Source organism: Pseudomonas sp. AC247 (genome assembly GCF_979258015.1).
The window spans coordinates 4556206-4581177 of record NZ_OZ409829.1; the positions used below are offsets into that span (position 1 = coordinate 4556206).

Annotated in this window: 24 protein-coding genes and 1 pseudogene; 11 read left to right on the top strand and 14 right to left on the bottom strand. The window is 59.8% G+C overall.

Annotation, left to right across the window (positions count from 1 at the left end; translation table 11 throughout):
- Positions 1-129: 129 nt before the first annotated feature.
- From dsbC to xerD, 3 genes and pseudogenes are all read right to left on the bottom strand, one after another.
- Positions 130-861: a bifunctional protein-disulfide isomerase/oxidoreductase DsbC gene (gene dsbC, locus ACZZ0B_RS20780; RefSeq protein WP_008081624.1), complete on the bottom strand. Its 732-nt coding sequence runs from the start codon at positions 859-861 to the stop codon at positions 130-132.
- A 367-nt stretch (positions 862-1228) separates the two neighbouring features.
- A pseudogene (locus ACZZ0B_RS20785) lies at positions 1229-1354 on the bottom strand (tyrosine-type recombinase/integrase); the annotation flags it as partial.
- A gap of 200 nt (positions 1355-1554) precedes the next feature.
- A complete protein-coding gene (xerD, locus tag ACZZ0B_RS20790; protein WP_440093400.1) occupies positions 1555-2451 on the bottom strand; it encodes a site-specific tyrosine recombinase XerD in 897 nt (298 codons plus the stop codon).
- 108 nt (positions 2452-2559) lie between these two features.
- Between xerD and ACZZ0B_RS20795 the strand changes: the two genes are divergently transcribed.
- A complete protein-coding gene (locus tag ACZZ0B_RS20795) occupies positions 2560-4368 on the top strand; it encodes a cation:proton antiporter (RefSeq protein ID WP_463546140.1) in 1809 nt (602 codons plus the stop codon).
- A gap of 86 nt (positions 4369-4454) precedes the next feature.
- Here the strand turns inward: ACZZ0B_RS20795 and ACZZ0B_RS20800 are convergent, their stop codons facing one another.
- From ACZZ0B_RS20800 to ffh, 6 genes are all read right to left on the bottom strand, one after another.
- On the bottom strand, positions 4455-4868 hold the full coding sequence (locus ACZZ0B_RS20800) for an acyl-CoA thioesterase (RefSeq protein WP_463546141.1): 414 nt from the start codon (positions 4866-4868) through the stop codon (positions 4455-4457).
- Positions 4869-5016: 148 nt separating this feature from the next.
- Positions 5017-5367, bottom strand: a complete 351-nt coding sequence (gene rplS / locus ACZZ0B_RS20805) for a 50S ribosomal protein L19 (protein WP_003175895.1) — start codon at positions 5365-5367, stop codon at positions 5017-5019.
- A 45-nt stretch (positions 5368-5412) separates the two neighbouring features.
- The gene (trmD, locus tag ACZZ0B_RS20810) at positions 5413-6165 is read right to left on the bottom strand and encodes a tRNA (guanosine(37)-N1)-methyltransferase TrmD (protein ID WP_008081628.1); all 753 of its coding nucleotides are present in this window, start codon (positions 6163-6165) and stop codon (positions 5413-5415) included.
- A 2-nt stretch (positions 6166-6167) separates the two neighbouring features.
- The gene (rimM, locus tag ACZZ0B_RS20815; protein WP_160056093.1) at positions 6168-6704 is read right to left on the bottom strand and encodes a ribosome maturation factor RimM; all 537 of its coding nucleotides are present in this window, start codon (positions 6702-6704) and stop codon (positions 6168-6170) included.
- Between the two features lie 5 nt (positions 6705-6709).
- Positions 6710-6961, bottom strand: coding sequence for a 30S ribosomal protein S16 (rpsP, locus tag ACZZ0B_RS20820; protein WP_003185073.1), 252 nt, complete (start codon positions 6959-6961; stop codon positions 6710-6712).
- Positions 6962-7212: 251 nt separating this feature from the next.
- Positions 7213-8589, bottom strand: a complete 1377-nt coding sequence (gene ffh, locus ACZZ0B_RS20825; RefSeq protein WP_463546142.1) for a signal recognition particle protein — start codon at positions 8587-8589, stop codon at positions 7213-7215.
- A gap of 210 nt (positions 8590-8799) precedes the next feature.
- Here ffh and ACZZ0B_RS20830 point away from each other — a divergent pair, with 210 nt between their 5' ends.
- The 3 genes from ACZZ0B_RS20830 to ACZZ0B_RS20840 all read left to right on the top strand — a co-directional run bounded on the left by ACZZ0B_RS20830 (position 8800) and on the right by ACZZ0B_RS20840 (position 12477).
- Complete coding sequence (locus ACZZ0B_RS20830) at positions 8800-9612, top strand: cytochrome C assembly family protein (RefSeq protein WP_008081632.1); 813 nt, start codon at positions 8800-8802, stop codon at positions 9610-9612.
- A gap of 12 nt (positions 9613-9624) precedes the next feature.
- Entirely contained in the window at positions 9625-10866 is a 1242-nt protein-coding gene (locus ACZZ0B_RS20835) for a transporter associated domain-containing protein (protein WP_463546143.1), read from the top strand.
- Positions 10867-11160: 294 nt separating this feature from the next.
- Positions 11161-12477, top strand: a complete 1317-nt coding sequence (locus ACZZ0B_RS20840; RefSeq protein WP_008081636.1) for an MFS transporter — start codon at positions 11161-11163, stop codon at positions 12475-12477.
- A 113-nt stretch (positions 12478-12590) separates the two neighbouring features.
- On the opposite strand, the gene purT is transcribed toward ACZZ0B_RS20840, so the two are convergent.
- From purT to ACZZ0B_RS20865, 5 genes are all read right to left on the bottom strand, one after another.
- Positions 12591-13772: a formate-dependent phosphoribosylglycinamide formyltransferase gene (gene purT / locus ACZZ0B_RS20845; protein ID WP_463546144.1), complete on the bottom strand. Its 1182-nt coding sequence runs from the start codon at positions 13770-13772 to the stop codon at positions 12591-12593.
- Between the two features lie 100 nt (positions 13773-13872).
- Positions 13873-14340, bottom strand: a complete 468-nt coding sequence (locus ACZZ0B_RS20850) for a preQ0 transporter (RefSeq protein WP_463546145.1) — start codon at positions 14338-14340, stop codon at positions 13873-13875.
- A gap of 137 nt (positions 14341-14477) precedes the next feature.
- The gene (locus ACZZ0B_RS20855; protein ID WP_463546146.1) at positions 14478-14693 is read right to left on the bottom strand and encodes a DUF1289 domain-containing protein; all 216 of its coding nucleotides are present in this window, start codon (positions 14691-14693) and stop codon (positions 14478-14480) included.
- Positions 14690-15214 (bottom strand): gamma carbonic anhydrase family protein, encoded by a 525-nt coding sequence (locus ACZZ0B_RS20860; protein WP_007954617.1) that lies wholly within the window; start codon positions 15212-15214, stop codon positions 14690-14692. Before ACZZ0B_RS20860 ends, ACZZ0B_RS20855 begins: the two co-directional genes overlap by 4 nt.
- Positions 15215-15259: 45 nt before the next feature.
- On the bottom strand, positions 15260-15859 hold the full coding sequence (locus ACZZ0B_RS20865; RefSeq protein ID WP_400755683.1) for a CoA pyrophosphatase: 600 nt from the start codon (positions 15857-15859) through the stop codon (positions 15260-15262).
- A 147-nt stretch (positions 15860-16006) separates the two neighbouring features.
- Between ACZZ0B_RS20865 and ACZZ0B_RS20870 the strand changes: the two genes are divergently transcribed.
- The 7 genes from ACZZ0B_RS20870 to nagE all read left to right on the top strand — a co-directional run bounded on the left by ACZZ0B_RS20870 (position 16007) and on the right by nagE (position 24888).
- The gene (locus tag ACZZ0B_RS20870; RefSeq protein WP_008081648.1) at positions 16007-16561 is read left to right on the top strand and encodes an NUDIX hydrolase; all 555 of its coding nucleotides are present in this window, start codon (positions 16007-16009) and stop codon (positions 16559-16561) included.
- A gap of 74 nt (positions 16562-16635) precedes the next feature.
- Positions 16636-17151, top strand: a complete 516-nt coding sequence (locus ACZZ0B_RS20875; RefSeq protein ID WP_463546147.1) for a L,D-transpeptidase family protein — start codon at positions 16636-16638, stop codon at positions 17149-17151.
- A gap of 432 nt (positions 17152-17583) precedes the next feature.
- On the top strand, positions 17584-18315 hold the full coding sequence (locus ACZZ0B_RS20880) for a GntR family transcriptional regulator (protein ID WP_129389579.1): 732 nt from the start codon (positions 17584-17586) through the stop codon (positions 18313-18315).
- A gap of 24 nt (positions 18316-18339) precedes the next feature.
- Complete coding sequence (nagA, locus tag ACZZ0B_RS20885) at positions 18340-19446, top strand: N-acetylglucosamine-6-phosphate deacetylase (protein WP_212549647.1); 1107 nt, start codon at positions 18340-18342, stop codon at positions 19444-19446.
- Positions 19427-20449, top strand: a complete 1023-nt coding sequence (locus ACZZ0B_RS20890) for an SIS domain-containing protein (RefSeq protein ID WP_110721222.1) — start codon at positions 19427-19429, stop codon at positions 20447-20449. The genes nagA and ACZZ0B_RS20890 overlap by 20 nt, the downstream gene beginning before the upstream one ends.
- Positions 20450-20638: 189 nt before the next feature.
- Positions 20639-23152 carry a phosphoenolpyruvate--protein phosphotransferase gene (gene ptsP / locus ACZZ0B_RS20895; protein ID WP_463546148.1) on the top strand — a complete coding sequence of 838 codons (2514 nt, stop codon included), beginning with the start codon at positions 20639-20641 and terminating at the stop codon, positions 23150-23152.
- Between the two features lie 23 nt (positions 23153-23175).
- Complete coding sequence (gene nagE, locus ACZZ0B_RS20900; protein WP_463546149.1) at positions 23176-24888, top strand: N-acetylglucosamine-specific PTS transporter subunit IIBC; 1713 nt, start codon at positions 23176-23178, stop codon at positions 24886-24888.
- Positions 24889-24972: the final 84 nt, after the last annotated feature.

The following is a 24972-nucleotide window of genomic DNA, read 5'->3' on the forward strand; positions in this document are numbered from 1 at the left end:
GTGAACTCCCCATAAAACGGCCGACGCGGGGTCGGCCGGAAAACAACCGCGTGCTCGCGGCTCTCAATTGATGGCCCGGCGATGTCGCTGCCGGGCCATGATCGTCACGGCTGACCGTGACGATGCGAATTACTTCGCGCCCAGCGCCAGTTTGGCGACTTGTGGCGCAGGCTGGTAGCCCGGAATGACTTGTCCGTCGGCCAAAACGATGGCCGGTGTGCCGTTCACGCCGATCGACTGACCGAGGGCGAACTGCTTGGAAACCGGGTTATCGCACTTGGCGGCCTTGATTTCCTTGCCATCGACCATTTTGTCCATGGCGGCTTTCTTGTCTTTCGAGCACCACACGGCTTGCAGCTGCTCGTCACCCGGCGAATTCAAACCCTGGCGCGGGAACGCGACATAACGCACTTCGATGCCGCGCTTGTTCAGCTCTGGCACTTCGGCGTGCAGCTTGTGGCAGTACGGGCAAGTGGTGTCGGTGAACACGGTGATGTGCGATTTGGTTTCGCCGATGGCCGGGTAGACCACGGTTTCGGCGACCGGAATGGCATTGATCAGTTTCGAGACGCCCAGGCGTTCGGTTTTTTCGGTCAGGTTGACCGGTTTGCCGTCCTTGAGCTGGAACAGGTAACCCTGAACGATGTACTGGCCATCAGCACTGGCATAGAGCACGCGGCTGCCTTTGAGTTTGACTTCGTACATGCCTGGCAGAGGACTGGCGGTGATGGTCTCTACCGGGACTTCGAGCTGGAGGTTTTCCAGGCTTTTACGAATGGCTTTGTCGGCCGCGTCATCGGCGACGGCAAAGGTGCTGACCAACGCAATGGCTGCGGCGGCGAAAATCTGGGTCAGACGCATGAGAACTCCTGAAGGCGGACAAATGAAACGATCAGAACGCCCGTGCCGGAACACCGGGTCATAACCGTCCATCGTGCAAACCGGCAAAGCCTAACACATAAGGCCACGGTGGCCGAATGCGCCTGTCGCCATACATTCATGTGTAACTGACACAGCTGCATGCTTGTACAACTGACCCACAACCATATATGGCTGACACACATTATTGTGGCGAGGGGATTTATCCCCGCTGGGTTGCGAAGCAGCCCTAAAACCATCCATCGCGATCTTTCACGCAAAACCGAGCCAGCCGGGTTTGCGACTGCTGCGCAGCCGAACGGGGATAAATCCCCTCACCACAGGTTAGTGTTCCAACATTAGGGATGTGTCAGCCGCGCGGGTGGTGTTTGGCGTGCAGGTCTTGCAGGCGGGCGCGGGCGACGTGGGTGTAGATTTGCGTGGTGGAGAGGTCGCTGTGGCCCAGCAGCATCTGCACCACGCGCAACGCACTGCCTCTGCAACTGCTACACCCCTATGTGACTGACACACATTATTGTGGCGAGGGGATTTATCCCCGCTGGGTTGCGAAGCAGCCCCAAAACCATCCCCCCAATCTATCAGTCAAACCGAGCAGCCCAAGATGGGGGCCGCTGCGCAGCCCGTCGGGGATGAATCCCCTCACCACAGGTAAGTATTTCAAACAAAGGGGATGTGTCAGCCGCGCGGGTGGTGTTTGGCGTGCAGCTCTTGCAGGCGGGCGCGGGCGACGTGGGTATAGATTTGCGTGGTGGAGAGGTCGCTGTGGCCGAGCAGCATCTGCACCACGCGCAGGTCGGCGCCATGGTTGAGCAGGTGCGTGGCGAACGCATGACGCAAGGTGTGCGGCGACAACGACTTGCCAATCCCCGCGACCTTGGCCTGATGCTTGATCCGGTGCCAGAACGTCTGCCGGGTCATCTGCTCGCCGCGTTGACTGGGAAACAGTACATCACTGGGCCGCCCGCCGAGCAGTTCGCCGCGCCCATCGCGCATGTAGCGCTCGATCCAGACAATCGCCTCCTCGCCCATCGGCACCAGCCGCTCCTTGCTGCCCTTGCCCATCACCCGCAACACGCCCTGACGCAAGTTGACTTGCTCCAGCGTCAGGCTGACCAGTTCGGTCACGCGCAAACCGCATGCATACAGCACTTCAAGCATGGCGCGGTCACGCTGACCAATCGCTTCGCTCAAGTCTGGCGCCTGCAACAGCGCCTCCACGTCAGCTTCTGACAGCGATTTGGGTAATGGCCTACCCAGTTGCGGCATGTCGACACGTAACGTCGGGTCGACGCTGATCATTTTTTCCCGCAACAGATAGCGATAAAAGCCACGCACACCGGAGAGAAATCTCGCCGTGGAACGCGGTTTGTAGTTTTGCTCAAGGCGCCAGGCCAAATGATCAAGGATCAGCTCACGCCCGGCGTTGATCAGCTCGAGGTTTTTCTCCTGCAACCAGCCATTGAACAGGGCGAGATCGCTGCGGTAAGCGCCGCGCGTGTTGTCGGACAGGCCCTTCTCAAGCCACAGAGCGTCGAGGAATTGGTCAATCAGTGGATGGTCGATGGCAGGCATGGGCGCTCAAGACACACAGCCTCAAGGGCTGTGCGCAAATGTAGAGTGAACTGTAGGAATGGGCGCTAGTCTTTCATAGCCCGCTACTTCAAGGAACAGGGAGCATCAATGAACGAGCAGCAAATTCTATTGGCATTTGGCGGGATTGGTGCGGCAGCGCTGGGGTGCCAATGGCTGGCCTGGCGCCTGAAGTTGCCGGCAATTCTGTTTCTGTTGCTGACCGGCATTCTGGTCGGCCCGGTGCTGGGCTGGCTCGATCCACAGGAAATGTTTGGCCCATTGCTGATGCCGCTGGTGTCACTGGCGGTGGCGCTGATTCTGTTCGAGGGCAGCCTGACGCTGCACCTGTCGGAATGGAAAGAGATCGGCAGCGTCGTCCATCGACTGGTGACCATTGGCGCGATCTCGACCTGGATCGTCATCGCGGTCGCCACACATTTTCTGCTCGGCTTCGACTGGATGCTGGCCATCCTTTTCGGCAGCCTGACGCTGGTCACCGGCCCGACCGTGATCGTGCCGATGCTGCGCGTGGTGCGACCGAAAGCCTCGATCGCCAATATTCTGCGCTGGGAAGGCATCGTCATCGACCCGATCGGCGCCCTCCTCGCCGTGGTGGTTTACAGCTTCATCATTGCCAGCGCTGAAGGCCATGGTCTGAAACAAAGCCTGTTCACCTTTGGCGGCGTGATCGTCTGTGGCGCGGTGTTCGGGATTGTTGGCGGCTGGCTGCTCGGCACGGTGATCCGCCGGCAGTGGCTGCCGGAATATCTGCATAACCTCGCGTCGTTGGCGGCGGTGTTGGGGATTTTCATTGCTTCGAACACCGTGATGCACGAGTCGGGACTGTTGGCGGTGACGCTGATGGGCATGTGGCTGGCGAACATGAAGGGCGTGGATGTGCGGCACATCCTGCACTTCAAGGAAAACCTCAGCGTGCTGCTGATTTCCGGCCTGTTCATTTTGCTCGCGGCGCGCCTGGATCTGTATGCGTTGATCGGGCTGGGGCCGCTGGTGCTGATTCTGTTGCTGGTGATTCAGTTGATCGCCCGGCCGTTGAACGTATTGCTCAGCACGGCCGGTTCCAGCCTGAGTTGGCGCGAGCGTGCGTTGCTGTGCTGGATCGCGCCACGCGGGATTGTCGCGGCGGCGGTGTCGGCGATTTTCGCGATTCGTCTGCACGAGGCCGGGCATGAAGGTGCGCTGCTGCTGGTGCCGCTGACGTTTGCGGTGATCATCGGCACGGTGGTGCTGCAAAGCGCGACCGCACGACCACTTGCACGGCTATTGAAGGTTGCCGAGCCGGCGCCGAGCGGTTTCCTGATCGTTGGTGCGAACGGTCCGGCGCGGGAGCTGGGCAAGTCGCTGCAGCAACTGGGTAGCCGCGTGCTGCTGACCGATTCGAGCTGGGAAAACATTCGCGCGGCGCGCATGGAAGGTTTGCCCACGTACTTCGGCAACCCGGCCTCGCAGCACGCCGATGCGCATCTGGATCTGGTCGGGTTGGGGCATTTGCTGGCGCTGTCGCCTTCGGGTGAACTCAATACTCTGGCGGCGATGCGCTTTCGGCATGACTTCGGGCATCAGCGTTTGTTCGGGTTGGCCAGTGGGCACGAGAGTCGGCGCAGCGATAAACATCGGGCGAGCCTGGAACACCGGGGTAATCAATTGGGCAGCGAGGCGTTTACCTACGCGAAACTGGCCAGCCAGATGGGCCAAGGGTCTGAACTGTATAGCACGACGTTGACCGATGGTTTTGGCTGGGAAGATTACCGGGCGCTGCATGGCAATCGTGCGACGTTGCTGTTCATGCGCGATGACAGCGGTTGGGTGCATGTGGTGACGCCGGAGACGGCGGTGAAGCCTGGGGCGGGGTGGACGTTGCTGGCGTTGATTCAGCCTGAGGCGCAACAGGCTTAAAAGCAAAAGATCGCAGCCTTCGGCAGCTCCTACAGAGAAAACGCATGACATGTAGGAGCTGCCGAAGGCTGCGATCTTTTAAAGATTCAAGCTGCAAAACCCGGCAGCACCGGCACCGGCCGCTTGTCGTCATCGATCGCAACAAAGCTGAACTGCCCATGAATGGCCTTCTCGCGGCCATCACAGCTCATGCTCTCGACAAAGACTTCCACCTCGACCTTGAGGCTGGTGTTGCCGACCTTGATCACCTTCCCCACCAGCTCGACGATGGACCCGGCCGGGATCGCGTGATTGAAGTCGATGCGATCGGTGGACACGGTCACCAATGGCAGACGGCAGAAGCGTGTCGCGGTGATGAAGGAAACTTCGTCCATCCACGCCAGCGCGGTGCCGCCGAACAGGGTGTTGTGGTGGTTGGTGGTCGGCGGGAAGACGGCTTTGGTGACGCGTGTCACCGAGAGTTCGGTGCGGCGTTGGATTTCCTGTTCGCGGGTAGACATGTGAGATGACTCGTAAAACGTAGACTGCAAATCGAAAACAGGATCAAAAGATCGCAGCCTTCGGCAGCTCCTACAGGATGGGGGCAGTTTATTGCGGGCAACAAAAAAGCAGCCCGTAGGCTGCTTTTTTCTGCATCGGAAGCTGGACTTAAGCCAGTTTTTCCTTGATGCGAGCTGCTTTACCCGACAGGTCGCGCAGGTAGTACAGCTTGGCTTTACGTACGTCACCGCGACGTTTAACAGCCATGCTGTCGATCTGCGGGGAGTAGGTCTGGAAAGTACGTTCTACGCCAACACCGTTGGAGATTTTACGAACGGTGAACGCACTGTTCACGCCGCGGTTACGCTTGGCGATTACAACGCCTTCGAACGCTTGCAGACGGGAACGATCGCCTTCCTTCACTTTCACCTGAACGACAATAGTGTCGCCTGGGGCGAAGGTAGGGATTTCTTTGGTCATCTGCTCTGCTTCGAGTGCAAGGATGATTTTGTTGGTCATGCTGTGCTCCTAAGGTAAATCGTTCGATCTACCATCGATACGTTGTTAACTATCGTCCCGCTCGCGGATGTATTCCTCGAGCAGCTTCTTCTCTTCTCCAGAAAGCGAGCGGCTTTCCAGAAGATCGGCGCGTCGTTCAAAGGTCCTACCAAGGGACTGCTGTAAACGCCAACGCCGGATATGCGCGTGGTTGCCACTCAGCAACACGTCGGGTACACGCTGATCCGCATACACCTCAGGTCGGGTGTAGTGCGGGCAATCCAGCAGACCATCCGTAAAGGAATCTTCCTCGGCGGAGTCCGCATGCCCTAAAGCTCCAGGCAGCAGTCGTGTAACCGCATCGATCAGGACCATGGCCGGCAGCTCGCCGCCAGACAGTACATAGTCGCCAATCGACCACTCTTCATCGACATGAGCTTCAATAAAACGCTCGTCAATGCCTTCATAGCGGCCGGCAATCAGGATCAATGCATCCGATTGTGCCAACTCGCGTACCGCCGACTGAGTCAGTTGACGGCCTTGGGGGGACAGGTAAATCACCTTCGCCGCCTCCCCGGCTGCTGCCTTGGCCTGAACCAGAGCATCTTCCAGGGGCTTGATCTTCATCACCATGCCCGGACCACCGCCAAACGGGCGATCGTCCACAGTGTGATGCCGATCCGTCGTGTAATCCCGCGGGTTCCAACAGGTCAGCTGCAAGAGCCCCTGTTTGACCGCTCGACTGGTGATGCCGTAGTCGCCGATGGCGGAAAACATCTCGGGAAACAAACTGATCACTTCTACGCGCAAGTTAGCCACGCTTAGAAGTCCGCGTCCCAATCCACCTTCATCTCGCCCGCGGCCAGATCGACTGCCAACACACATTGCGCCGTATAGGGCAACAAGCGTTCGCGATCGTCCAGGCTGCCAGCGCAAGGCTTGACGACCATTACATCATTGGCGCCGGTTTCCAGAAGATGATCGACTTTCCCGAGCAATTGCCCCAGTTGATCGATGACCTTCAGACCTTCCAGCTGGTACCAGTAGTACTCGCCGTCGGTCAATTCAGGGAACAGGTTGCGCGGCACGCAGATCTCATAACCGGCCAGAAGACGAGCTTCTTCACGATCATCAAGACCCTTGAGCTTTGCGACCAGGAACTTGTCGCTCCCGCGTCCACTGACCAGCTCGACCTGTTTGACATTGCCTTCGCGCTTGAGCGTCCAGGTTTTGTACTGCAACAGGTTTTCAGTCGGATCAGTAAAGGAATAAACCTTCACTTCGCCGCGAACGCCATGAACAGAATAAATTTTGCCAATAACGATCAAATCATCGGCAACAGCAGGCGTCGCGTTCATATTGCTCAGGCCGCAGCCTTTGCAGATTCCTTCAGCAACTGAGCAACACGCTCAGAAGGCTGTGCACCAACGCTCAGCCAGTAGGCTACGCGCTCTTGGTTCACGGACAGACGGATTTCCTGACCACGGGCAACAGGGTTGAAGAAACCAACCTGTTCTTTGTGGGAGCCGTCACGCGGGTTACGCGAGTCGGTTACGGTCAGGTGGTAAAACGGGCGCTTTTTGGAGCCGCCAAGGGCAAGACGGATTGTTAGCATGTGAACATCGTTCCTGTAGTCGGTGCTGCAAATCTAAATGCACAGCGGGCATGGGTGCCCGAAAGGCCGCATATTCTAAGGAATATCCGGACTTTTGCAAATGACTTTTTCCGGCGCCTATGGCATGCCGTGCAGATCTGCATATAGAGCCGTCGATGAAAACGGCCGGTCAGCTCCCGCCAAGTGCGGGTTTGCTGTTGATCCTGCGTCCTTGCAGGGTCTGCGCCGGTGCGACGACCGGCGCGGATTCTTTACATTTTCGGCATGCCGCCGCCGGGCAACATTCCGCCCATGCCGCGCATCATTTTCGCCATTCCGCCTTTGGCGGTGAATTTCTTCATCATCTTCTGCATCTGCTTGTGCTGCTTGATCAAGCGACCGATGTCCTGCACCTGAGTGCCGGAACCCATGGCGATCCGGCGTTTGCGCGAACCGCTGATCAGCTCAGGGTCGCGGCGCTCGGCCGGGGTCATGGAATTGATGATGGCTTCCATCTGTTTGAATTGCTTCTCTGCGGCGTTTTGGGCATTGCCCATTTGCGACAGGTTGACGCCGCCGATGCTCGGCAGTTTGTCCATGAGGCCGCCGAGGCCGCCCATGTTCTTCATCTGTTGCAGCTGATCGCGGAAGTCTTCGAGGTCGAAGCCCTTGCCCTTCTTCAGCTTCTTGGCCAGTTTGTCGGCCTTGTCTTTATCGAGGGTCGCTTCGGCCTGTTCGATCAGGCTGAGCACGTCGCCCATGCCGAGAATCCGCGAGGCAATACGTTCAGGGTGGAACGGATCGAGCGCTTCGCTCTTCTCGCCCATACCGATGAACTTGATCGGCTTGCCGGTGATCGCGCGCACCGACAGTGCGGCACCGCCACGGGCGTCGCCGTCGACCTTGGTCAGGATCACACCGGTCAGCGGCAGCGCATCACCGAAGGCCTTGGCCGTGTTGGCCGCATCCTGACCGGTCATGGCGTCGACCACGAACAGGGTCTCGATCGGGTTGATCGCGGCGTGCAGTGCCTTGATCTCGCCCATCATCTCTTCGTCGATGTGCAGACGACCGGCGGTATCGACGATGACCACGTCGATGAATTTCAGTTTGGCTTCTTTAATAGCTGCGGTGGCGATGTCGACCGGCTTCTGGCTCAAGTCGGACGGGAAGAACGTCACGCCGATGTCGTTGGCCAGGGTTTCCAGCTGTTTAATAGCGGCCGGGCGATAAACGTCCGCCGACACGACCATGACCGACTTCTTCTTGCGCTCCTTAAGGAAGCGCGCAAGTTTACCGGCGGTAGTGGTTTTACCCGCGCCCTGCAGACCGGCCATCAGAATGACGGCTGGCGGTACGGCGCTCAGGTTCAAATCTTCGTTGGCCGCGCCCATCAGGCTTTCGAGCTCAGCCTGGACGATCTTCACGAATGCCTGGCCCGGCGTCAGACTGCGCGACACCTCGGTGCCGACAGCGCGCTCCTTGACCGAATTGACGAAGTCCTTGACCACCGGCAGGGCGACGTCGGCTTCGAGCAACGCCATGCGCACTTCACGCAGGGTGTCTTTGATATTGTCCTCGGTCAGCTTCGCCTTGCCGGTGACATGGCGCAGCGTCTGCGAGAGACGGTCGGTTAAGTTTTCAAACATTGCGCGATCCTTTCAGGCCCTGTGTAGACCGGGATAATGGCGGCCCAGACCGGAATCAACATGTGCTCGGCGAGCCTGCGGCGTGGGCAGGTCGCGGATTATAGCGAAGACTGCGGCTGGCGGACACCTCGCTGTCAGCTTCCTGAGTCTTTCGTGTCGTGGCGGTTCTATGCCAAACTCAGCCCCTTTCGGGCTTGCCTAACAGGATTTATGCTCCCCTTGTCACCCAGTTTGCTGACCACCCTCGCCGCCGCCCTTCTATATGCCGCTGCGACCCTTTATCAGAGCACCCGCTTGGCCACTGGCGCCAAGGCGAACAAGCGCCTGCTGGTTGGCCTCGGCGTTTTCGCCGTGGTGGCCCACGCTGCCAGCCTGCTCACGCATTTGCTGACGCCGATTGGTCTGGGTCTGGATTTCTTCAGCGCGTCCAGCCTGATCGCCGCGGCGGTGATCGCCCTGACGCTGATCGCCTGCTCGCGCATTCCGGTGGAAAACCTGCTGGTGCTGCTGTTCCCGCTGGGCGCGATCACCGTGCTGCTGGCGCAGTTCGCGCCGACCGGCACGGTGCAGATCATCGATGAAGAGCCGGGCATCCTCGCACACATTCTATTGTCGATCCTCGCCTACGGCATGTTCACCATTGCGGTGTTCCAGGCCTTGCTGCTGCTGGTGCAAGACCACCAGCTCAAGCACAAGCACCCGTCCGGGCTGATCAAGAACTTCCCGCCGCTGCAAACCATGGAAAGCCTGTTGTTCGGTTTCCTCTGGGCCGGCTGGACGCTGCTGTCGCTGTCGCTGATTTCCGGCTGGCTGTTCGTCGAGAACCTGTTCGCCCAGCATCTGGTGCACAAAACTCTATTGGCGTGCCTGGCCTGGATCGTCTTCAGCGTGTTGCTGTGGGGCCGCAACCGTCTCGGCTGGCGCGGTCACAAGGCGATTCGCTGGACCCTCGCCGGTTTCTGCCTGCTGATGTTGGCGTATTTCGGCAGCAAACTGGTTCGTGAATACATTCTGCACATCTGACGGGCGGCATAAATGGACGGTTTGCCCATAGGGCCGATGCTCGCGGTATTTGTCCTGCTGATTTTATGGTCAGGGCTGTTTACCGCCGTCGAAATCGCGCAGCAGCACCTGCTCGCACAACGCACCGCCTCGCGCGCCAGCGATAAACCGCTGGCGAAGCTGAGCTTCCCGCTCGACAGCCTGATCCTCTGCAACACCTTGTGCCGAGCCCTCGCCGTGATCATCGCGACGCTGCTGGCGATTTTCCTCTGCGAGGAAAATGGCCCGTGGGCCGCTTGCCTCGGTGCCGGGGCAATTCTGCTGGTGTTCGCCGATTATTTCCCGCGCACGGTCGCTCAGCGTTATCCCGATGCGGTGCTGACGTTCGGCAATACCTTGCTGGCGGTGCCGCTGAAGATTGTTTATCCACTGGCCTGGCTGTTCAGCCGTGCCAGCAGCCTGCTGATCCGCCCGTTCGCGCGTAAACCGCAAGTGGTGCAGCAGAGCGACGATGACGCGCCCAGCGATCGTCGTGATGATCCCGAGCATCCTGTTCACGCGCACCCGGTTTCGGGGATACATGCGCTGGACAACATCACCGTTAACGACATTCTGGTACCGCGCAGCGATGTCGACGGCATCAACCTCGACGACTCGATTGAAGAGATCATCGAGCAACTGCGCCACAACAAGCGCACGCGCCTGCCGGTGTTCCACAGCGACATCAATCAGGTCGAAGCGGTGCTCAACACCCGGCAGATCCGTCACCTGTTGAACAATGGCGATCTGACTATCGAGGCGCTGCTGGCGGCCAGTTATGAGCCGTATTTCGTTCCGGAAAGTACGCCACTGCAACTGCAACTGCTGAACTTTCATAAGCAGCAGCGGCGGCTGGGCATGGTGGTCGACGAGTACGGCGAAGTGCTGGGCATCGTTACCCTGGAAGATATTCTCGAAGAAATCGTCGGCGAGTTCGAAAGCGAGCACAGCCTCGATAACCCGCATATTCATCCGCAGGCGGATGGGCGGATGGTGATCGATGGCACCGCGTCGATTCGTGAATTGAACAAGTGCCTGGGCTGGCACTTGCCGAGCGATGGGCCGAAAACGCTGAATGGCTTGGTGACCGAGGCGTTGGAAACGATTCCTGAGAGCGCGGTGTGCTTGAAGATCGGGCGCTATCGGCTGGAGATTCTTGAGACTGAAGAGAACCGGGTGAGCAAGGTGTTGATCTGGCATACCTCTTCTGTGCCTGCTTTGCTGCCTGCCCGATAAAAGATCGCAGCCTTCGGCAGCTCCTACATTTGAAATGCGTTCCCATGTAGGAGCTGCCGCAGGCTGCGATCTTTGCTCTTGTTTGATCGTTAGCCCCCTTCCTATAATCGGATCAGCTTACCCAAGCTACGCCGGCCCTCGTGCTTACCCCGCACACAACAGGTTTCGGCCATTTCCGCTGCACTCCGGCGACTGTTCCTACCTGAAACAGCGACCGCGCCTCATCCCACATCCCTGGGTGTTCGACCATAATAATTCGCTCCAACGGAGCTCATGACTGTCAGGGATCACCGCATGACGACCAGTACCGCTTACAGCGACACCGCGCCTGCCCAACCAACCAACTCCGCCACCCGCGTGGCGACGGCGAGTTTTATCGGCACCGCGATCGAGTTCTACGACTTCTATGTTTACGCCACGGCGGCCGCGCTGGTGATCGGGCCGGTGTTCTTTCCGCAGACGTCCGGCACCGCGCAGATGCTCTCGGCGTTTCTTACTTTCGGTATCGCCTTCCTTGCCCGACCGCTGGGCTCGGCGCTGTTCGGCCACTTCGGTGACCGTATCGGGCGCAAGTCGACGCTGGTCGCATCCTTGCTGTTGATGGGCGTATGTACAACGCTGATTGGCGTGCTGCCGGGTTACGCCACCATCGGCGCGTGGGCACCGATTCTATTGTGCGTGCTGCGTTTTGGTCAGGGCCTGGGATTGGGCGGCGAATGGGGCGGTGCCGCCCTGCTCGCCACGGAAAACGCACCGAAGGGCAAGCGCGCGTGGTTCGGCATGTTTCCGCAGCTCGGCCCTTCGATTGGCTTTCTCGCGGCCAACGGTTTGTTTCTGACTCTGGCCATGACCCTCGATGATGAGCAATTTCGCAGCTGGGGCTGGCGGATTCCGTTTCTGCTCAGCGCGGTGCTGGTGATGGTCGGCTTGTACGTGCGCTTGAAACTGCATGAAACGCCGGTATTCGCCAATGCCATCGCGCGTCAGGAGCGGGTAAAAGTGCCGCTGGTCGAGCTGTTCAGCCAGTATTGGGCACCGACCTTGTTGGGCGCAGCGGCGATGGTGGTGTGCTATGCGCTGTTCTATATCTCGACGGTGTTCTCCCTGAGCTATGGGGTTTCCACGCTGGGTTACAGCCGCGAGACATTCTTGGGATTGCTGTGCTTTGCCGTGCTGTTCATGGCGGCCGCGACGCCGCTGTCGGCTTGGGCCAGCGATCGCTATGGGCGTAAACCGGTGCTGATCATCGGTGGCGTGCTGGCGATTTTGTCTGGATTTCTGATGGAGCCGTTGCTGACTCAGGGTTCGACCTGGGGCGTGGCGCTGTTTCTGTGCATCGAGCTGTTTTTGATGGGCGTGACGTTTGCACCGATGGGCGCACTGTTGCCGGAGCTATTTCCGACCCACGTGCGTTATACCGGTGCTTCAGCGGCGTATAACCTGGGCGGGATTGTCGGGGCCTCGGCGGCGCCGTTCTTTGCGCAGAAACTGGTGGCGATGGGTGGTTTGAGTTATGTCGGCGGGTATGTGTCGGGGGCGGCGGTGCTGAGTTTGATTGCGGTGCTGTGTCTGAAAGAGACGCGGGATAACGATCTGAATCAGGTTGCCTGACAGATCGCTATCGCGGGCAAGCCCGCTCCCACAGGGATTTCTGTTGATCACAATTTTTGTGTACGACAAAAAACCTGTGGGAGCGGGCTTGCCCGCGATGGACGCGACTCGGTTTAGAGTTCTACGACAACAGCCTGAGCAGCACGGGTCGCCTTGGCACGCGCTGCCTCGATCGACTCATCCCGCGCCAACGCCACGCCCATGCGGCGCTGACCATTCACTTCCGGCTTGCCAAACAGGCGCAATGCCGTATCCGGCTCGCTCAACGCAACGCCGAGATTGGCGAATGCGGTCTGCGTCGACTGCCCTTCCACCAGAATCACTGCCGAAGCCGATGGCCCGAACTGACGGATCAGCGGCACTGGCAGACCCAGAATCGCGCGAGCGTGCAAGGCAAACTGCGACAGATCCTGGGAAATCAACGTGACCAGACCGGTGTCATGCGGACGCGGCGAGACTTCGCTGAACCACACCTGATCACCTTTGATGAACAGCTCAACACCGAACAGACCACGGCCGCCCAGCGCTTCAGTCACCGCTTTGGCGACGCGTTCGGATTCAGCCAGAGCAATCGGGCTCATGGCTTGTGGCTGCCACGATTCCTGGTAGTCGCCCTTCTCCTGACGGTGACCGACCGGCGCACAGAACGTGGTGCCGCCGATATGGCGCACGGTCAGCAGGGTGATTTCGTAGTCGAAATCGATAAAGCCTTCGATGATCACCCGACCTTTGCCGGCGCGACCGCCCTCTTGCGCGTAATCCCAGGCTTTCTGCACGTCATCGGTGCTGCGCAGCAGGCTCTGGCCTTTGCCCGACGAGCTCATCACCGGTTTGACGACACAAGGGAAACCCAGGTCTTCAACAGCTTTGCTGTAGCCCTCGAAGGTGTCGGCAAAGTGGTAAGGCGAGGTCGGCAGGTCCAGCTCTTCAGCGGCCAGACGACGGATGCCTTCGCGGTTCATGGTCAGTTGCGCAGCGCGCGCGGTCGGGATCACGGTGAAGCCTTCGGCTTCCAGTTCAACCAGGGTGGCGGTGGCGATGGCTTCGATTTCCGGCACGATGAAGTGCGGCTTCTCGGCTTCGATCACCGCACGCAGAGCGGCGCCGTCGAGCATGTTGATCACGTGGCTGCGATGGGCAACTTGCATGGCCGGCGCGTTGGCGTAACGGTCGACGGCGATCACTTCAACGCCCAGGCGTTGCAGCTCGATCACCACTTCCTTGCCCAACTCACCACAGCCACACAGCAATACGCGGGTCGCGGTTGGCGACAACGGAGTTCCGATACGGGTCATCTCAGGTCCTCAAAGCAGCGGATCATCGAGGAAAGCGACGCCAGCCGCGCTTTCCATGGGGAGAAAGCGCGGCATTTTACATGAACCCGAGGCTTTGGCTTCAGCCGGCGACGGCCTGTTTGCGATCGCGCCAGGCCATGATCAGCCAGACGGCGGTGACGCCAGCGAATTTCGACAGCAGCGCGGTGATGATCACCGGCGGTGTCAGCAAGTCGATCATGCCGAAAAAGATGAAGGTGTCGAGGGGGATGCTCAGTGCCGAACTGATCCACAAGCGGTCGCGCAATGGCCGTTTGGTGATGCTGAACACCAGCCAGTCGATGCACTCGGAAACCGCGAACGCCGTGGCGCTGGCCAGCGCGATGGAGGGATCGGAGGTGACGTAAGACAGTACCAACGCTGCCAGCATCGCCGCGATCGCACCGTGACCGAAACGGATTTGCACCATGTCGCGCAGCACGAACACCAAGCCGCCCCAGGCCGACCAGATGATGTCCAGGTGCGGAGCGGTAGAGAAGGCGAAATTGATCAGCACGACGCTGCTGATGTAGGCGATGAGGAAAATCATGGAGGCGACCTGGCAGATTGGCGCACAGATTACTTCAGCCAAAGGAGAATCAAAAGATCGCAGCCTTCGGCAGCTCCTACAAGGGAACGCATTTCAAAATGTAGGAGCTGCCGAAGGCTGCGATCTTTTGCTCTTTGCTACTTGTTCGGGGTCGACCCAATCATCCACACCAAACCACTCGCCTTCGCCCGCTCATGACACAACCCCAGCACCACGCGGCGCTCGTCATTGCTCATGCGGCCCCAGCGGGTGATTTCCTCAACCGTACGCTGGCAGCCGGTACAAATATCCTCCTCATCCAGCGCACAAATATTCACGCACGGCGAGGCGACCAGTCTTTCGGGCGTGTTCATTCTTCCTGCTCAACCAGATCACGCGCATAACGCTGTGAGTTATGCACATAGTGCGCGGCGCTGGCTTCAAGCATCTTCTTCTGCGGCTCGGTCAGTTCACGCACAACCTTGCCCGGCGAGCCCATCACCAGCGAACCATCGGGAATTTCCTTGCCCTCACCAATCAGTGAGTTGGCGCCGATGATGCAGTTCTTGCCGATCTTCGCGCCGTTGAGAATCACCGCGTTGATGCCGATCAGACTGTAATCGCCCACGGTGCAGCCATGCAGCATGGCGTTGTGGCCGATGGTCACGCCGGTACCGATGGTCAGCGGATAGCCCATGTCGGTGTGCATCACGGTGCCGTCCTGCACATTACTGTTCTTGCCGATCAGGATCAGTTCGTTGTCGCCACGCAGCACGGCGTTGAACCAGACGTTGGCGCCCTCTTCCAGTTTGACCTTGCCCACCAGCACGGCGTTGGGGGCGACCCAGCTCTGCGGGTGGGTCTCGACACGGGCGTCGCCCAAGCGGTATTTCATCTTGTTTTCCTCAGGGCTCACGGTGATGGCCATTCGAACGATGGCTTACGTGCCAATAAAGCTTTTCGGCGGTTGGTGCAGACTGATCTTGGCGTCATAAAGCAGATTGATCAACTCGACGATCATGATCGCCGTCAGGCCCCAGATCTTGAAGTCGCCATAGCGGTAGCTCGGCACGTACCAGCTGCGACCTTGATAGTCGATGCGATGGGTGTGTTCGCGGGGGTCTTTGCGGAAGAATTCCAGCGGTACGCTGAACACCGCGGCGATCTCGGCATCGTTGGGCTGATACTCGACGAAATCGGGGATTACGCCGACATAAGGCGTGACCTTGATGCCGTGCAGGGAGATCAGCGGGCTGAGCGGGCCGATCACTTCGACCAGTCCCGGCGGCAGACCGATCTCTTCCTCTGCTTCGCGCAGGGCGGTGAAAATCAGATCCGGGTCTTCGGGATCGCGGCGTCCACCGGGGAAAGCCACTTCGCCGCCATGGGTCGAGAGCCCGCTGGCGCGCAGGGTCAGGACCAGTTCCGGTTGGTCACTGCGGGTGATCGGCACCAGAACGGCGGCCTCGGGGAAACGTTTGTCGGTCTCCAGCGTGCGCGGTGTGTGGTTGCTTACCCGATGCAGTAGCTCGTCCAGCATGAGTGTTCTCGATCAGTGCCTTACCCTGCATCATGCACCAATCATTGCAGCCGCCCAAGCCCCCGAATCTCGCCATGTCGCGAAACGACAACTTGCCGACCGACACCGCTGCACGCCAAGATAGGCGCAGCATTCAGGAAGCCCAGCATGAAATTTTGCAGCCACTGCGGTAACCCGGTCACCCAGCGCATTCCCGAAGGCGATTCGCGGCTGCGATTTGTCTGTGACAGCTGTCAGACCATTCACTATCAGAACCCCAATATTGTCGCCGGTTGCGTGCCGACCTGGGGCACGAAAGTGTTGCTCTGCCGTCGCGCCATCGAACCGCGCCTCGGTTATTGGACGCTGCCCGCCGGTTTCATGGAGAACGGCGAGACCATCGAACAGGCCGCGATCCGCGAAACCGCCGAGGAAGCCTGCGCCCGCGTGCGTAATCTGAGCATCTATACGCTGATCGATGTGCCACACATCAGTCAGGTGCATGTGTTCTTCCGCGCAGAGCTGGTTGATCTGGACTTTGCCGCCGGCCCCGAGAGCCTTGAAGTGCAACTATTCGACGAAGCCGACATTCCATGGGATGAGCTGGCTTTCAGGACGGTGGGGCGTACCTTAGAATGCTTCTTTGCTGATCGGCGGGTTGAGGTGTATCCGGTGCGTTCGGAATCGATTCCGCCGTTGGTGCAGCCGGTCATTGTTGGTTAGAAGATCAAAAGATCGCAGCCTGCGGCAGCTCCTACATAAATCCTGTTTGCTTCACTCCCTGGGGAATCGTTTCAATGCGCTGGTTGCTTGCCCTGTTCTGCCTGTCGTTCGTCAGCGTCTCCCAAGCGTCCTTCGTGACCACCGTGACGCCGGCGAATACCCCGCTTATCGAGAAAGTTCTGGTGCTCAAATCGGCGCATCAACTGCAGTTGATTGCCGACGGCAAGCCGCTGAAGACCTATCGCATCTCCTTGGGCAAGGGCGCGAAAAAAGGCCCGAAACTGATTGAAGGCGACAAGCGCACGCCGGAAGGTTTTTATTGGATCGACTGGCGCAAGACCAGCGACAAATTCAACCTGTCGATGCACATTTCCTACCCGAACATCACCGACTCGGCCCGCGCCCGGCGCGAAGGCGTCGAGCCTGGCGGGATGATCATGATCCACGGCACGCCGGATTCCGAAGAAACCCCGGAAGACCTGTTCCACACCCTCGACTGGACGGACGGCTGCGTCGCCATGCGCAACGTTGATATGCGCGAAGTGTGGAGCCTGGTGCCGGATGGCACGATGGTTGAAATCCGCCCTTAACCTGTGGCGAGGGATTCAGCGAAACGCCGCACCGCCCCGTTGAGTGGCGAAGCCGCCCCCGCGTTCTCTCAGCCAAACCGAGTTGGCAGGTTTTGCGACTGCTGCGCAGTCGATCGGGGATAAATCCCCTCGCCACAGAGTGCTCATTCAGCAGTACCGCTGGTCACCCGCAAAAAAATAAATCAAAAGATCGCAGCCTGCGGCAGCTTCTACAGAGGTGATACCACTTTCCACTGTAGGAGCTGCCGCAGGCTGCGATCTTTTGCTTTTTACGGCCCACCTTTAATACCACTTCAAACCATACGTGCTACAAGCCGCCATTTCATTGGGCTAAAGGCCGATTACCCGCGTTGACATGGTATTCAAGTGGTATTAATTTCCGCCTCACAAGCGAGCCACAACAATCCTATACTCGCGCCGGAAATGACCTACATGAACGACCTCCACGCCCTACGTCCAGACGACTCCCAGCCGACGCCGCTGTACCTGCAACTGGCGCGCAATCTGGAAGCGGCGATCCATGCCGGGCAGTGGAAGTCCGAGCAAGCGATGCCGTCCGAGCGCAATCTCAGTGAAATGCTCGGTATCTCTCGGGTTACCGCACGCAAGGCCCTGGAAGTCCTCCTCGATCAAGGCCTGATCCGTCGCCTGCAAGGTTCCGGCACCTTTATCACGCCGCGTCTGGAACAACCGCTGTCGCGCCTGTCCGGTTTCAGCGAGATGCTGCGTTTGAAAGGTTTCGTGCCTAGCTCGCAATGGCTGGAACGCGAAATCACCCTGCCGACCCACGAAGAATTGATCCGCCTCAGCCTGTCGCCGAACGACAAGGTCGCGCGCATGAAACGTCTGCGCAAAGCCGATGACACGGTGATGGCCATCGAGATGAGCACCCTGCCCGCCTCGATCATGCCCAAGCCACAACTGGTCGGCGATTCGCTCTACGAATACCTCGACGGCATCGGCAAACCGATCGTCCGCGCCTTGCAGCACATTCAGGCGATCAACGCCTCGGATGAATTCGCCGCGCTGGTCGGCATCGCCCCCGGCACCGCCATGCTGCTGATGACCCGGGTCGGCTACCTCGAAGACAACACGCCGATCGAAGTCACCGACACCTATTGCCGCAACGACTACTACGACTTTGTTGCAGAGCTTCGCCGTTAAGCGCAGCCACAAGCGAGAACCAAAATGTCCGAAGACAACATCCTCACCGCCAGCGGCTGGATTCGCGGCCGGCTGATCCACGAACACGGCAAAGTCGTGTCGATCGAAGGCGTACCTTGCGATCCGGCAACCAATGACCTGCCGTATCTGCTGCCGGGCTTCATCGACCTGCACGTGCATGGCGGCGGCGGCAAAGACATCATGGAAGGCGCCAGCGCTTTCGAGACCATCACCAAAACCCACGTTCGTTTCGGCACCACCTCGCTGCTGGCCACCACCATGACTGCGCCGAGCGCTGAGATCTCCAGCGTGTTGAAGGAAGTAGGAGAGTTCTGCGAACAGCGTCCGAAAGGTGCCGCCCGCGTTCTCGGCGTCCACCTCGAAGGTCCGTACATCAATCCCGGCAAACTCGGTGCGCAACCGAACTTCGCCCACACCGCGTTGATGGCCGAAGTCGAAGAGTATCTGGCACTGGCACCGATCCGCGTGATCACCATCGCCCCGGAAATCGCCGGTCACGACGGTTTGATCCGCGAACTCAGCAGCCGTGGCGTGCGCATGCAGATCGGCCACACCCTCGGCAGTTACGAGGAAGGCGTTGCCGCAATGGAGGCTGGCGCGACCAGTTTCACCCACCTCTACAACGCCATGAGCCCGTTGCATCACCGCGAGCCGGGCATCGTTGGCGCGGCACTCGCCCACGCCAAATTCGCCGAACTGATTCCGGATTTGCTCCACGTGCATCCCGGCGCCATTCGCGTGGCTCTGCGCTCGATCCCGTGCCTGTATTGCGTCACCGATTCGACCGCCGCCGCCGGCATGCCCGACGGTGAGTACAAGCTCGGCAGCCACACCGTGACCAAATGCCTGGGCGGCGTGCGCCTGCCCGATGGCACGTTGGCCGGCAGCACGCTGACCATGGATCAGGCCCTGCGCAATCTGGTGAAGATCGGTTTGCCGATCGCCGAAGCCTCGCAACGTCTGTCGCAATTCCCCGCCGACTACCTCGGCATCACCGAACGCGGGCGCCTTGCACCAGGTGCCTGGGCCGACTGCGTGCGACTCGATCGCTCACTCACACTGACCGCCGTCATGGTCGAAGGAGAAGACATTGACTTCAAAAATGCTTGAGGAGGCGCTGTCCTCCTTCGAGGCCGTGCAAGCCCAACTGCAACAACTCGACCCGCAAATGATCGAGATCGCCGGGCGCCTGCGCCGTCAGCCGCCGCAAGTGGCGATGACCGTTGCGCGCGGCAGCTCCGACCACGCGGCGAGCTATTTCGCCTACCTGACCATGCAGCAACTGGGCGTGCCGGTAGCGTCGTTGCCGATGTCGGTGGTGACCATGCAGCAGGCGCCGTTGAAGGTCAGCGGTCAGGTGGCGTTCGCGTTTTCGCAATCAGGGCAGAGCCCGGATCTGGTCAACAGCCTGCGTCTGCTGCGCAAACGTGGCGCGCTGAGCGTGTCGATGGTCAACGCCGCCGATTCGCCACTGGAAGCGGCGTGTGAATTCAGCGTGCCGCTGCTCGCCGGGACTGAAAGCAGTGTCGCCGCGACCAAGAGTTTTATCGCCACCCTCAGCGCCAGCGCCCGGTTAATCGCGCACTGGAAAGAGGACAGCGAATTGCTCGAGGCCGGTAACGCCCTGCCTGAAGGCCTGCGCGAAGCGGCCAAACAGGACTGGAGCGTGGCCATCGAAGCGTTGCGCGATTGCGAGCGTTTGATGGTGATCGGCCGTGGTGCCGGTTTCGCCATCGCTCAGGAAGCAGCGCTGAAATTCAAGGAAACCTCGGCAATTCAGGCCGAAGCGTTCAGCAGCGCCGAAGTGCGTCATGGCCCGATGGCGCTGATCGACGAACACTATCCGTTGCTGGTTTTCGCACCGCGCGGTGCTGAACAGGCTGGCCTGTTGAGCCTGGCAGCAGAAATGCGCCAACGCGGCGCCCGCGTGTTGCTGGCCGCACCGGACGACGTGAGCGAACGCGACTTGACCCTGACCCGCGCCGAACACCCGGCGCTCGATCCGATTCTGGCGATCCAGAGCTTCTACGTGATGGCGGCAGGTTTGGCCGTGGCCCGTGGCATGGACCCGGACCAACCGCGCCACCTGAGCAAAGTAACCCGCACGCACTGACACCCGTTGATCGATGCATAACCCTATCGGCGGACGCGAAAACCGTCGATTGATGCACAACCCCTGTAGGAGCTGCCGAAGGCTGCGATCTTTTGATTTTGATTCACAAAAAACAAGATCAAAAGATCGCAGCCTGCGGCAGCTCCTACAGGGGATATCGAACCGAGATTTAACCGATGAGACCGAGCCATGCACAACAACAATAAAGAGCTGACCCTCAGCGCCCCGCTCAGCGGCCCGGTGCTCACGCTCGCCAAAGTCCCGGACGCGGTGTTCGCCAGCGGCGCAATGGGTGACGGCATCGCCATCGACCCAATCAACGACACGCTGTACTCGCCGTGCGCCGGGGTGATCATCCACGTCGCCCGCACCGGCCACGCACTCACCGTGCGTGCCGACAACGGCGCGGAAATTCTCCTGCATCTGGGCCTCGACACCGTTGAACTGAACGGCGAAGGTTTCTCGATGCTGGTCAAGGAAGGTGGTCGCGTGACTCAGGGCCAGCCGTTGTTGCGCTATGATCTGGACAAGGTCGGCCAGCAATGCAAAAGCCTTGTCAGCCTGTTGATTCTGACCAACAGCCAGGATTTTCAGGTACGTCCGATTACGCTGAAGGCGGTGAAAGTCGGCGAACCGTTGCTGCACATTGTGGCGCGCAATGGCTCGGCAGCGAGCGCCGAAGTCGTCGGTGGGCCAGAGGTTCAGGGTCATGTGTTGGTGGCTCATCGCGGTGGTTTGCATGCGCGCCCGGCAGCGCTGATTCGGCAGACCGCGCAAGGTTTCAAGAGCCAGTCGCAACTGCACTTCGCCGGCAAATCGGCGCCGTGCAACAGCCTGATCGGTTTGATGGGATTGGCGGTTGGCGAACAGGATGAAGTGCAGGTCAGCTGTCAGGGGCCGGATGCTGAAGCGGCGCTGCAAGCGTTGCTCACGGCGCTGGCGACTGCCCTGCCGGATGATCATCACGCCGCGGCACCGGTCAGTATTGCCCCTCTTAAGCGCCCGGCCGAGGCAGGTGTGTTGCACGGTGTCTGCGCCGCGCCGGGACTGGTCGGTGGACCGCTATTCCGTTTGAATGCGATCAGTTTGCCGGCGGATACGGGCAATCATGACCCGCTGCAACAGCAGCAGATTTTTGAATCCGCGCTGACGCAAGTGCGCGACGAAATCGAAGGCACCCTCGCCCAAGCGAAGAAGCACAAGAATGCCGATGAAGAAGCAATCTTCGCCGCGCATTTGGCGTTGCTGGAAGACCCGGCGCTGCTCGACGCGGCACAGCAATCCATCGAACAAGGCACTGCGGCGACTCACGCCTGGAGCCAGTCGATCGACGTGCAGTGCGAAGTCTTGCAACACACCGGCAGCGCGCTGCTGGCTGAGCGCGCCAACGATCTTCGCGATCTCAAACAACGCGTGCTGCGTGCGTTGCTCGGTGAAGCGTGGAATTACGATGTGCCTGCAGGCGCCATTGTCGCGGCGCATGAACTGACCCCCTCGGATCTGCTGCAACTCAGCACGCAAGGCGTCGCCGGTTTGTGCATGGCCGAGGGTGGCGCGACTTCACACGTGGCGATACTCGCTCGCGGTAAAGGTCTGCCGTGCATGGTTGCACTGGGTTCGGCGTTGCTTGATCAGCCGCAAGGCCAATCAGTAGTGCTCGACGCTGACGGTGGACGTCTCGAACTGACACCAAATGCCGATCGTTTGGCTGAAGTTCAACAGGCGCAAATCGATCGCCAGCAACTTCGCGACGCGCAGCAGGCCAATGCTCACTTGCCAGCAGAAACGCGAAATGGCGTGCACATCGAAGTCGTCGCCAATGTCGCCTCCAGCGCTGAAGCGGCAGATGCCTTTGCCAACGGCGCCGATGGCGTCGGTCTGCTACGCACCGAGTTTCTGTTCGTCGATCGGCAGACCGCGCCGGACGTGGAAGAGCAACGCAGCGCCTACCAAGCTGTGATCGATGCGATGGGCGATAAGTCAGTCATCATCCGCACCATCGACGTCGGCGGCGACAAGCAACTCGACTACCTGCCGCTGCCGATCGAAGCCAACCCGGTGCTCGGCCTGCGCGGCATTCGTCTGGCTCAGGCCCGCCCGGAAATCCTCGATCAGCAACTGCGTGCGCTGCTGCAAGTCAGCCCGCTGCGTCGCTGCCGAATCCTGTTGCCAATGGTTACCGAAGTCGACGAACTGCTGCACATTCGCCAGCGCGTAGAAGCGCTGTGCCTGGAGATGAACATCGCTCAGCGTCCAGAAATCGGCGTAATGATCGAAGTCCCCGCCGCCGCATTACAGGCCGAACAACTCGCCGAACACGCTGACTTCCTCTCCATCGGCACCAACGATTTGTCGCAATACACCCTGGCCATGGATCGCGATCACGCCGGTCTGGCCGCCCGCGTCGACGCCCTGCACCCGGCGCTGCTGCGCCTGGTCGCCATGACCTGCGAAGGCGCGGCGGTGCACAAGCGTTGGGTCGGCGTCTGCGGCGCCCTCGCCTCTGATCCGCTGGCCACGCCAGTGTTGATCGGTCTGGGCGTCACCGAACTGTCGGTCAGCCCGGTGCAAATCGGTGAAATCAAGGATCGCGTGCGCCAGGTGCACGAAGCCGAATGCCAGCGCCTCAGCCGCGACCTGCTCAAGCTGAGCAGCGCCGCCGCCGTGCGCCACGCCTGTCATCAACATTGGCCACTGCGCTAACAAAAACAACAAGGACAAACGCCATGTATCAACTCTTTATCGAAGGCCTGCAACGCCTCGGCCGCGCGCTGATGCTGCCGATCGCGATCCTGCCGATTGCCGGCCTGCTCCTGCGTCTGGGTGACACTGACCTGCTGAACATCGCGATCATCCACGATGCCGGCCAAGTGATCTTCGCCAACCTGGCAATGATCTTCGCCATCGGCATCGCCGTCGGTTTCGCCAAGGACAACAACGGCACCGCCGGCCTTGCCGGGGTAATCGGTTACCTGGTGATGATCTCAACGCTGAAGGTGCTCGACTCGACCATCAACATGGGCATGCTCGCCGGCATCGTCGCCGGCCTGATGGCTGGCGCGCTGTACAACCGCTTCAAGGACATCAAGTTGCCGGAGTATCTGGCGTTCTTCGGTGGCCGGCGGTTTGTGCCGATTGTCACCGGGTTCGCAGCGGTCGGTCTGGGCGTGGTGTTCGGCTACATCTGGCCGCCGATCCAGCACGGCATCAACGCCTTCGGCGCCTTGATGATGGAAAGCGGCAGCATCGGCGCGTTCGTGTTTGGCGTGTTCAACCGCCTGCTGATCGTCACCGGCCTGCACCACATCCTTAACAACATGGCGTGGTTTGTGTTCGGCAACTTCACCGACCCAACCACTGGTGCACTGGTGACTGGCGACTTGTCGCGCTACTTCGCCGGCGATCCGAAGGGTGGCCAGTTCATGACCGGCATGTTCCCGATGATGATCTTCGGCCTGCCGGCGGCGTGTCTGGCGATGTACCGCAATGCGCTGCCGGAACGCCGCAAAGTCATGGGCGGGATTTTCCTGTCGATGGCGCTGACTTCGTTTTTGACCGGGGTGACTGAACCGATTGAATTCGCCTTTATGTTCCTCGCACCGCTGCTGTATCTGCTGCATGCGCTGCTGACCGGGTTGTCGATGGCGATTACCAACGCGCTGAACATTCACTTGGGATTCACGTTTTCCGGCGGTTTTATCGACATGATTCTCGGCTGGGGCAAGTCCACCAATGGTTGGCTGGTGTTCCCGGTTGGGTTGGCTTACGCGGTGATCTACTACTTCGTTTTTGATTTCTGCATTCGTCGTTTCAATCTGAAAACGCCGGGGCGTGAGGATGTGACTGTTAGCGAAAAAGCCGTACTGACTGAGAACGAACGGGCCAGTGCTTACATCAAGGCATTGGGCGGCGCTGAAAATCTGCTGACGGTTGGCGCCTGCACCACGCGGTTGCGGCTGGAGATGGTTGATCGCAACAAGGCTTCGGATGCTGATCTGAAAGCGCTGGGTGCGATGGCGGTTGTGCGCCCCGGCAAGGGCGGCAGTTTGCAGGTGGTGGTCGGGCCGATGGCGGACAGCATTGCGGATGAGATTCGTCTGGCGATGCCTGCATTGGGGCGTGCTGTTTTGGTTGAAACCGCTGTTGTTGATGAGCCGAAAGTTGTGGCCGTTGCCGGTTCCGAGGCGCAGCAATGGCTGAACGCGTTGGGCGGCGGCGACAATGTGCTGCAACTGGATTGCATTGCGATGACACGGATTCGCCTGCAATTGGCGGATGGCAAGGCGTTGTCCGAGGCGCAGTTGAAGGATCTGGGTTGTCACGGTGTCAGCCAGTTGGATGGCGGGGTCTGGCATTTGCTGGTGGGGGATAAGGCGGCGAGTTTGAGCGGGGCGCTTGAAAGCCTGGTCAACCGAAGTGAGGTCAGCGCCAAGGTCTGACCCTACACATTACCCCTGTAGGAGCTGCCGCAGGCTGCGATCTTTTGATTTTGCTTTTTTACAATCATAAGCAAGAGCAAAAGA

Coding starts and splice junctions, on each gene's coding strand:
- nagE (WP_463546149.1), top strand. CDS start 23,176: ATGTATCAACTCTTTATCGAAGGCCTGCAACGCCTCGGCCGCGCGCTG.
- ACZZ0B_RS20875 (WP_463546147.1), top strand. CDS start 16,636: ATGCGCTGGTTGCTTGCCCTGTTCTGCCTGTCGTTCGTCAGCGTCTCC.
- rpsP (WP_003185073.1), bottom strand. CDS start 6,961: ATGCTAACAATCCGTCTTGCCCTTGGCGGCTCCAAAAAGCGCCCGTTT.
- ACZZ0B_RS20865 (WP_400755683.1), bottom strand. CDS start 15,859: ATGCTGGACGAGCTACTGCATCGGGTAAGCAACCACACACCGCGCACG.
- ACZZ0B_RS20835 (WP_463546143.1), top strand. CDS start 9,625: ATGGACGGTTTGCCCATAGGGCCGATGCTCGCGGTATTTGTCCTGCTG.
- purT (WP_463546144.1), bottom strand. CDS start 13,772: ATGACCCGTATCGGAACTCCGTTGTCGCCAACCGCGACCCGCGTATTG.
- dsbC (WP_008081624.1), bottom strand. CDS start 861: ATGCGTCTGACCCAGATTTTCGCCGCCGCAGCCATTGCGTTGGTCAGC.
- rplS (WP_003175895.1), bottom strand. CDS start 5,367: ATGACCAACAAAATCATCCTTGCACTCGAAGCAGAGCAGATGACCAAA.
- ACZZ0B_RS20840 (WP_008081636.1), top strand. CDS start 11,161: ATGACGACCAGTACCGCTTACAGCGACACCGCGCCTGCCCAACCAACC.
- ACZZ0B_RS20880 (WP_129389579.1), top strand. CDS start 17,584: ATGAACGACCTCCACGCCCTACGTCCAGACGACTCCCAGCCGACGCCG.
- ACZZ0B_RS20860 (WP_007954617.1), bottom strand. CDS start 15,214: ATGAAATACCGCTTGGGCGACGCCCGTGTCGAGACCCACCCGCAGAGC.
- xerD (WP_440093400.1), bottom strand. CDS start 2,451: ATGCCTGCCATCGACCATCCACTGATTGACCAATTCCTCGACGCTCTG.
- ACZZ0B_RS20800 (WP_463546141.1), bottom strand. CDS start 4,868: ATGTCTACCCGCGAACAGGAAATCCAACGCCGCACCGAACTCTCGGTG.
- rimM (WP_160056093.1), bottom strand. CDS start 6,704: ATGAACGCGACGCCTGCTGTTGCCGATGATTTGATCGTTATTGGCAAA.
- ACZZ0B_RS20830 (WP_008081632.1), top strand. CDS start 8,800: ATGCTCCCCTTGTCACCCAGTTTGCTGACCACCCTCGCCGCCGCCCTT.
- ACZZ0B_RS20870 (WP_008081648.1), top strand. CDS start 16,007: ATGAAATTTTGCAGCCACTGCGGTAACCCGGTCACCCAGCGCATTCCC.
- ACZZ0B_RS20855 (WP_463546146.1), bottom strand. CDS start 14,693: ATGAACACGCCCGAAAGACTGGTCGCCTCGCCGTGCGTGAATATTTGT.
- ffh (WP_463546142.1), bottom strand. CDS start 8,589: ATGTTTGAAAACTTAACCGACCGTCTCTCGCAGACGCTGCGCCATGTC.
- ACZZ0B_RS20795 (WP_463546140.1), top strand. CDS start 2,560: ATGAACGAGCAGCAAATTCTATTGGCATTTGGCGGGATTGGTGCGGCA.
- ptsP (WP_463546148.1), top strand. CDS start 20,639: ATGCACAACAACAATAAAGAGCTGACCCTCAGCGCCCCGCTCAGCGGC.
- nagA (WP_212549647.1), top strand. CDS start 18,340: ATGTCCGAAGACAACATCCTCACCGCCAGCGGCTGGATTCGCGGCCGG.
- ACZZ0B_RS20850 (WP_463546145.1), bottom strand. CDS start 14,340: ATGATTTTCCTCATCGCCTACATCAGCAGCGTCGTGCTGATCAATTTC.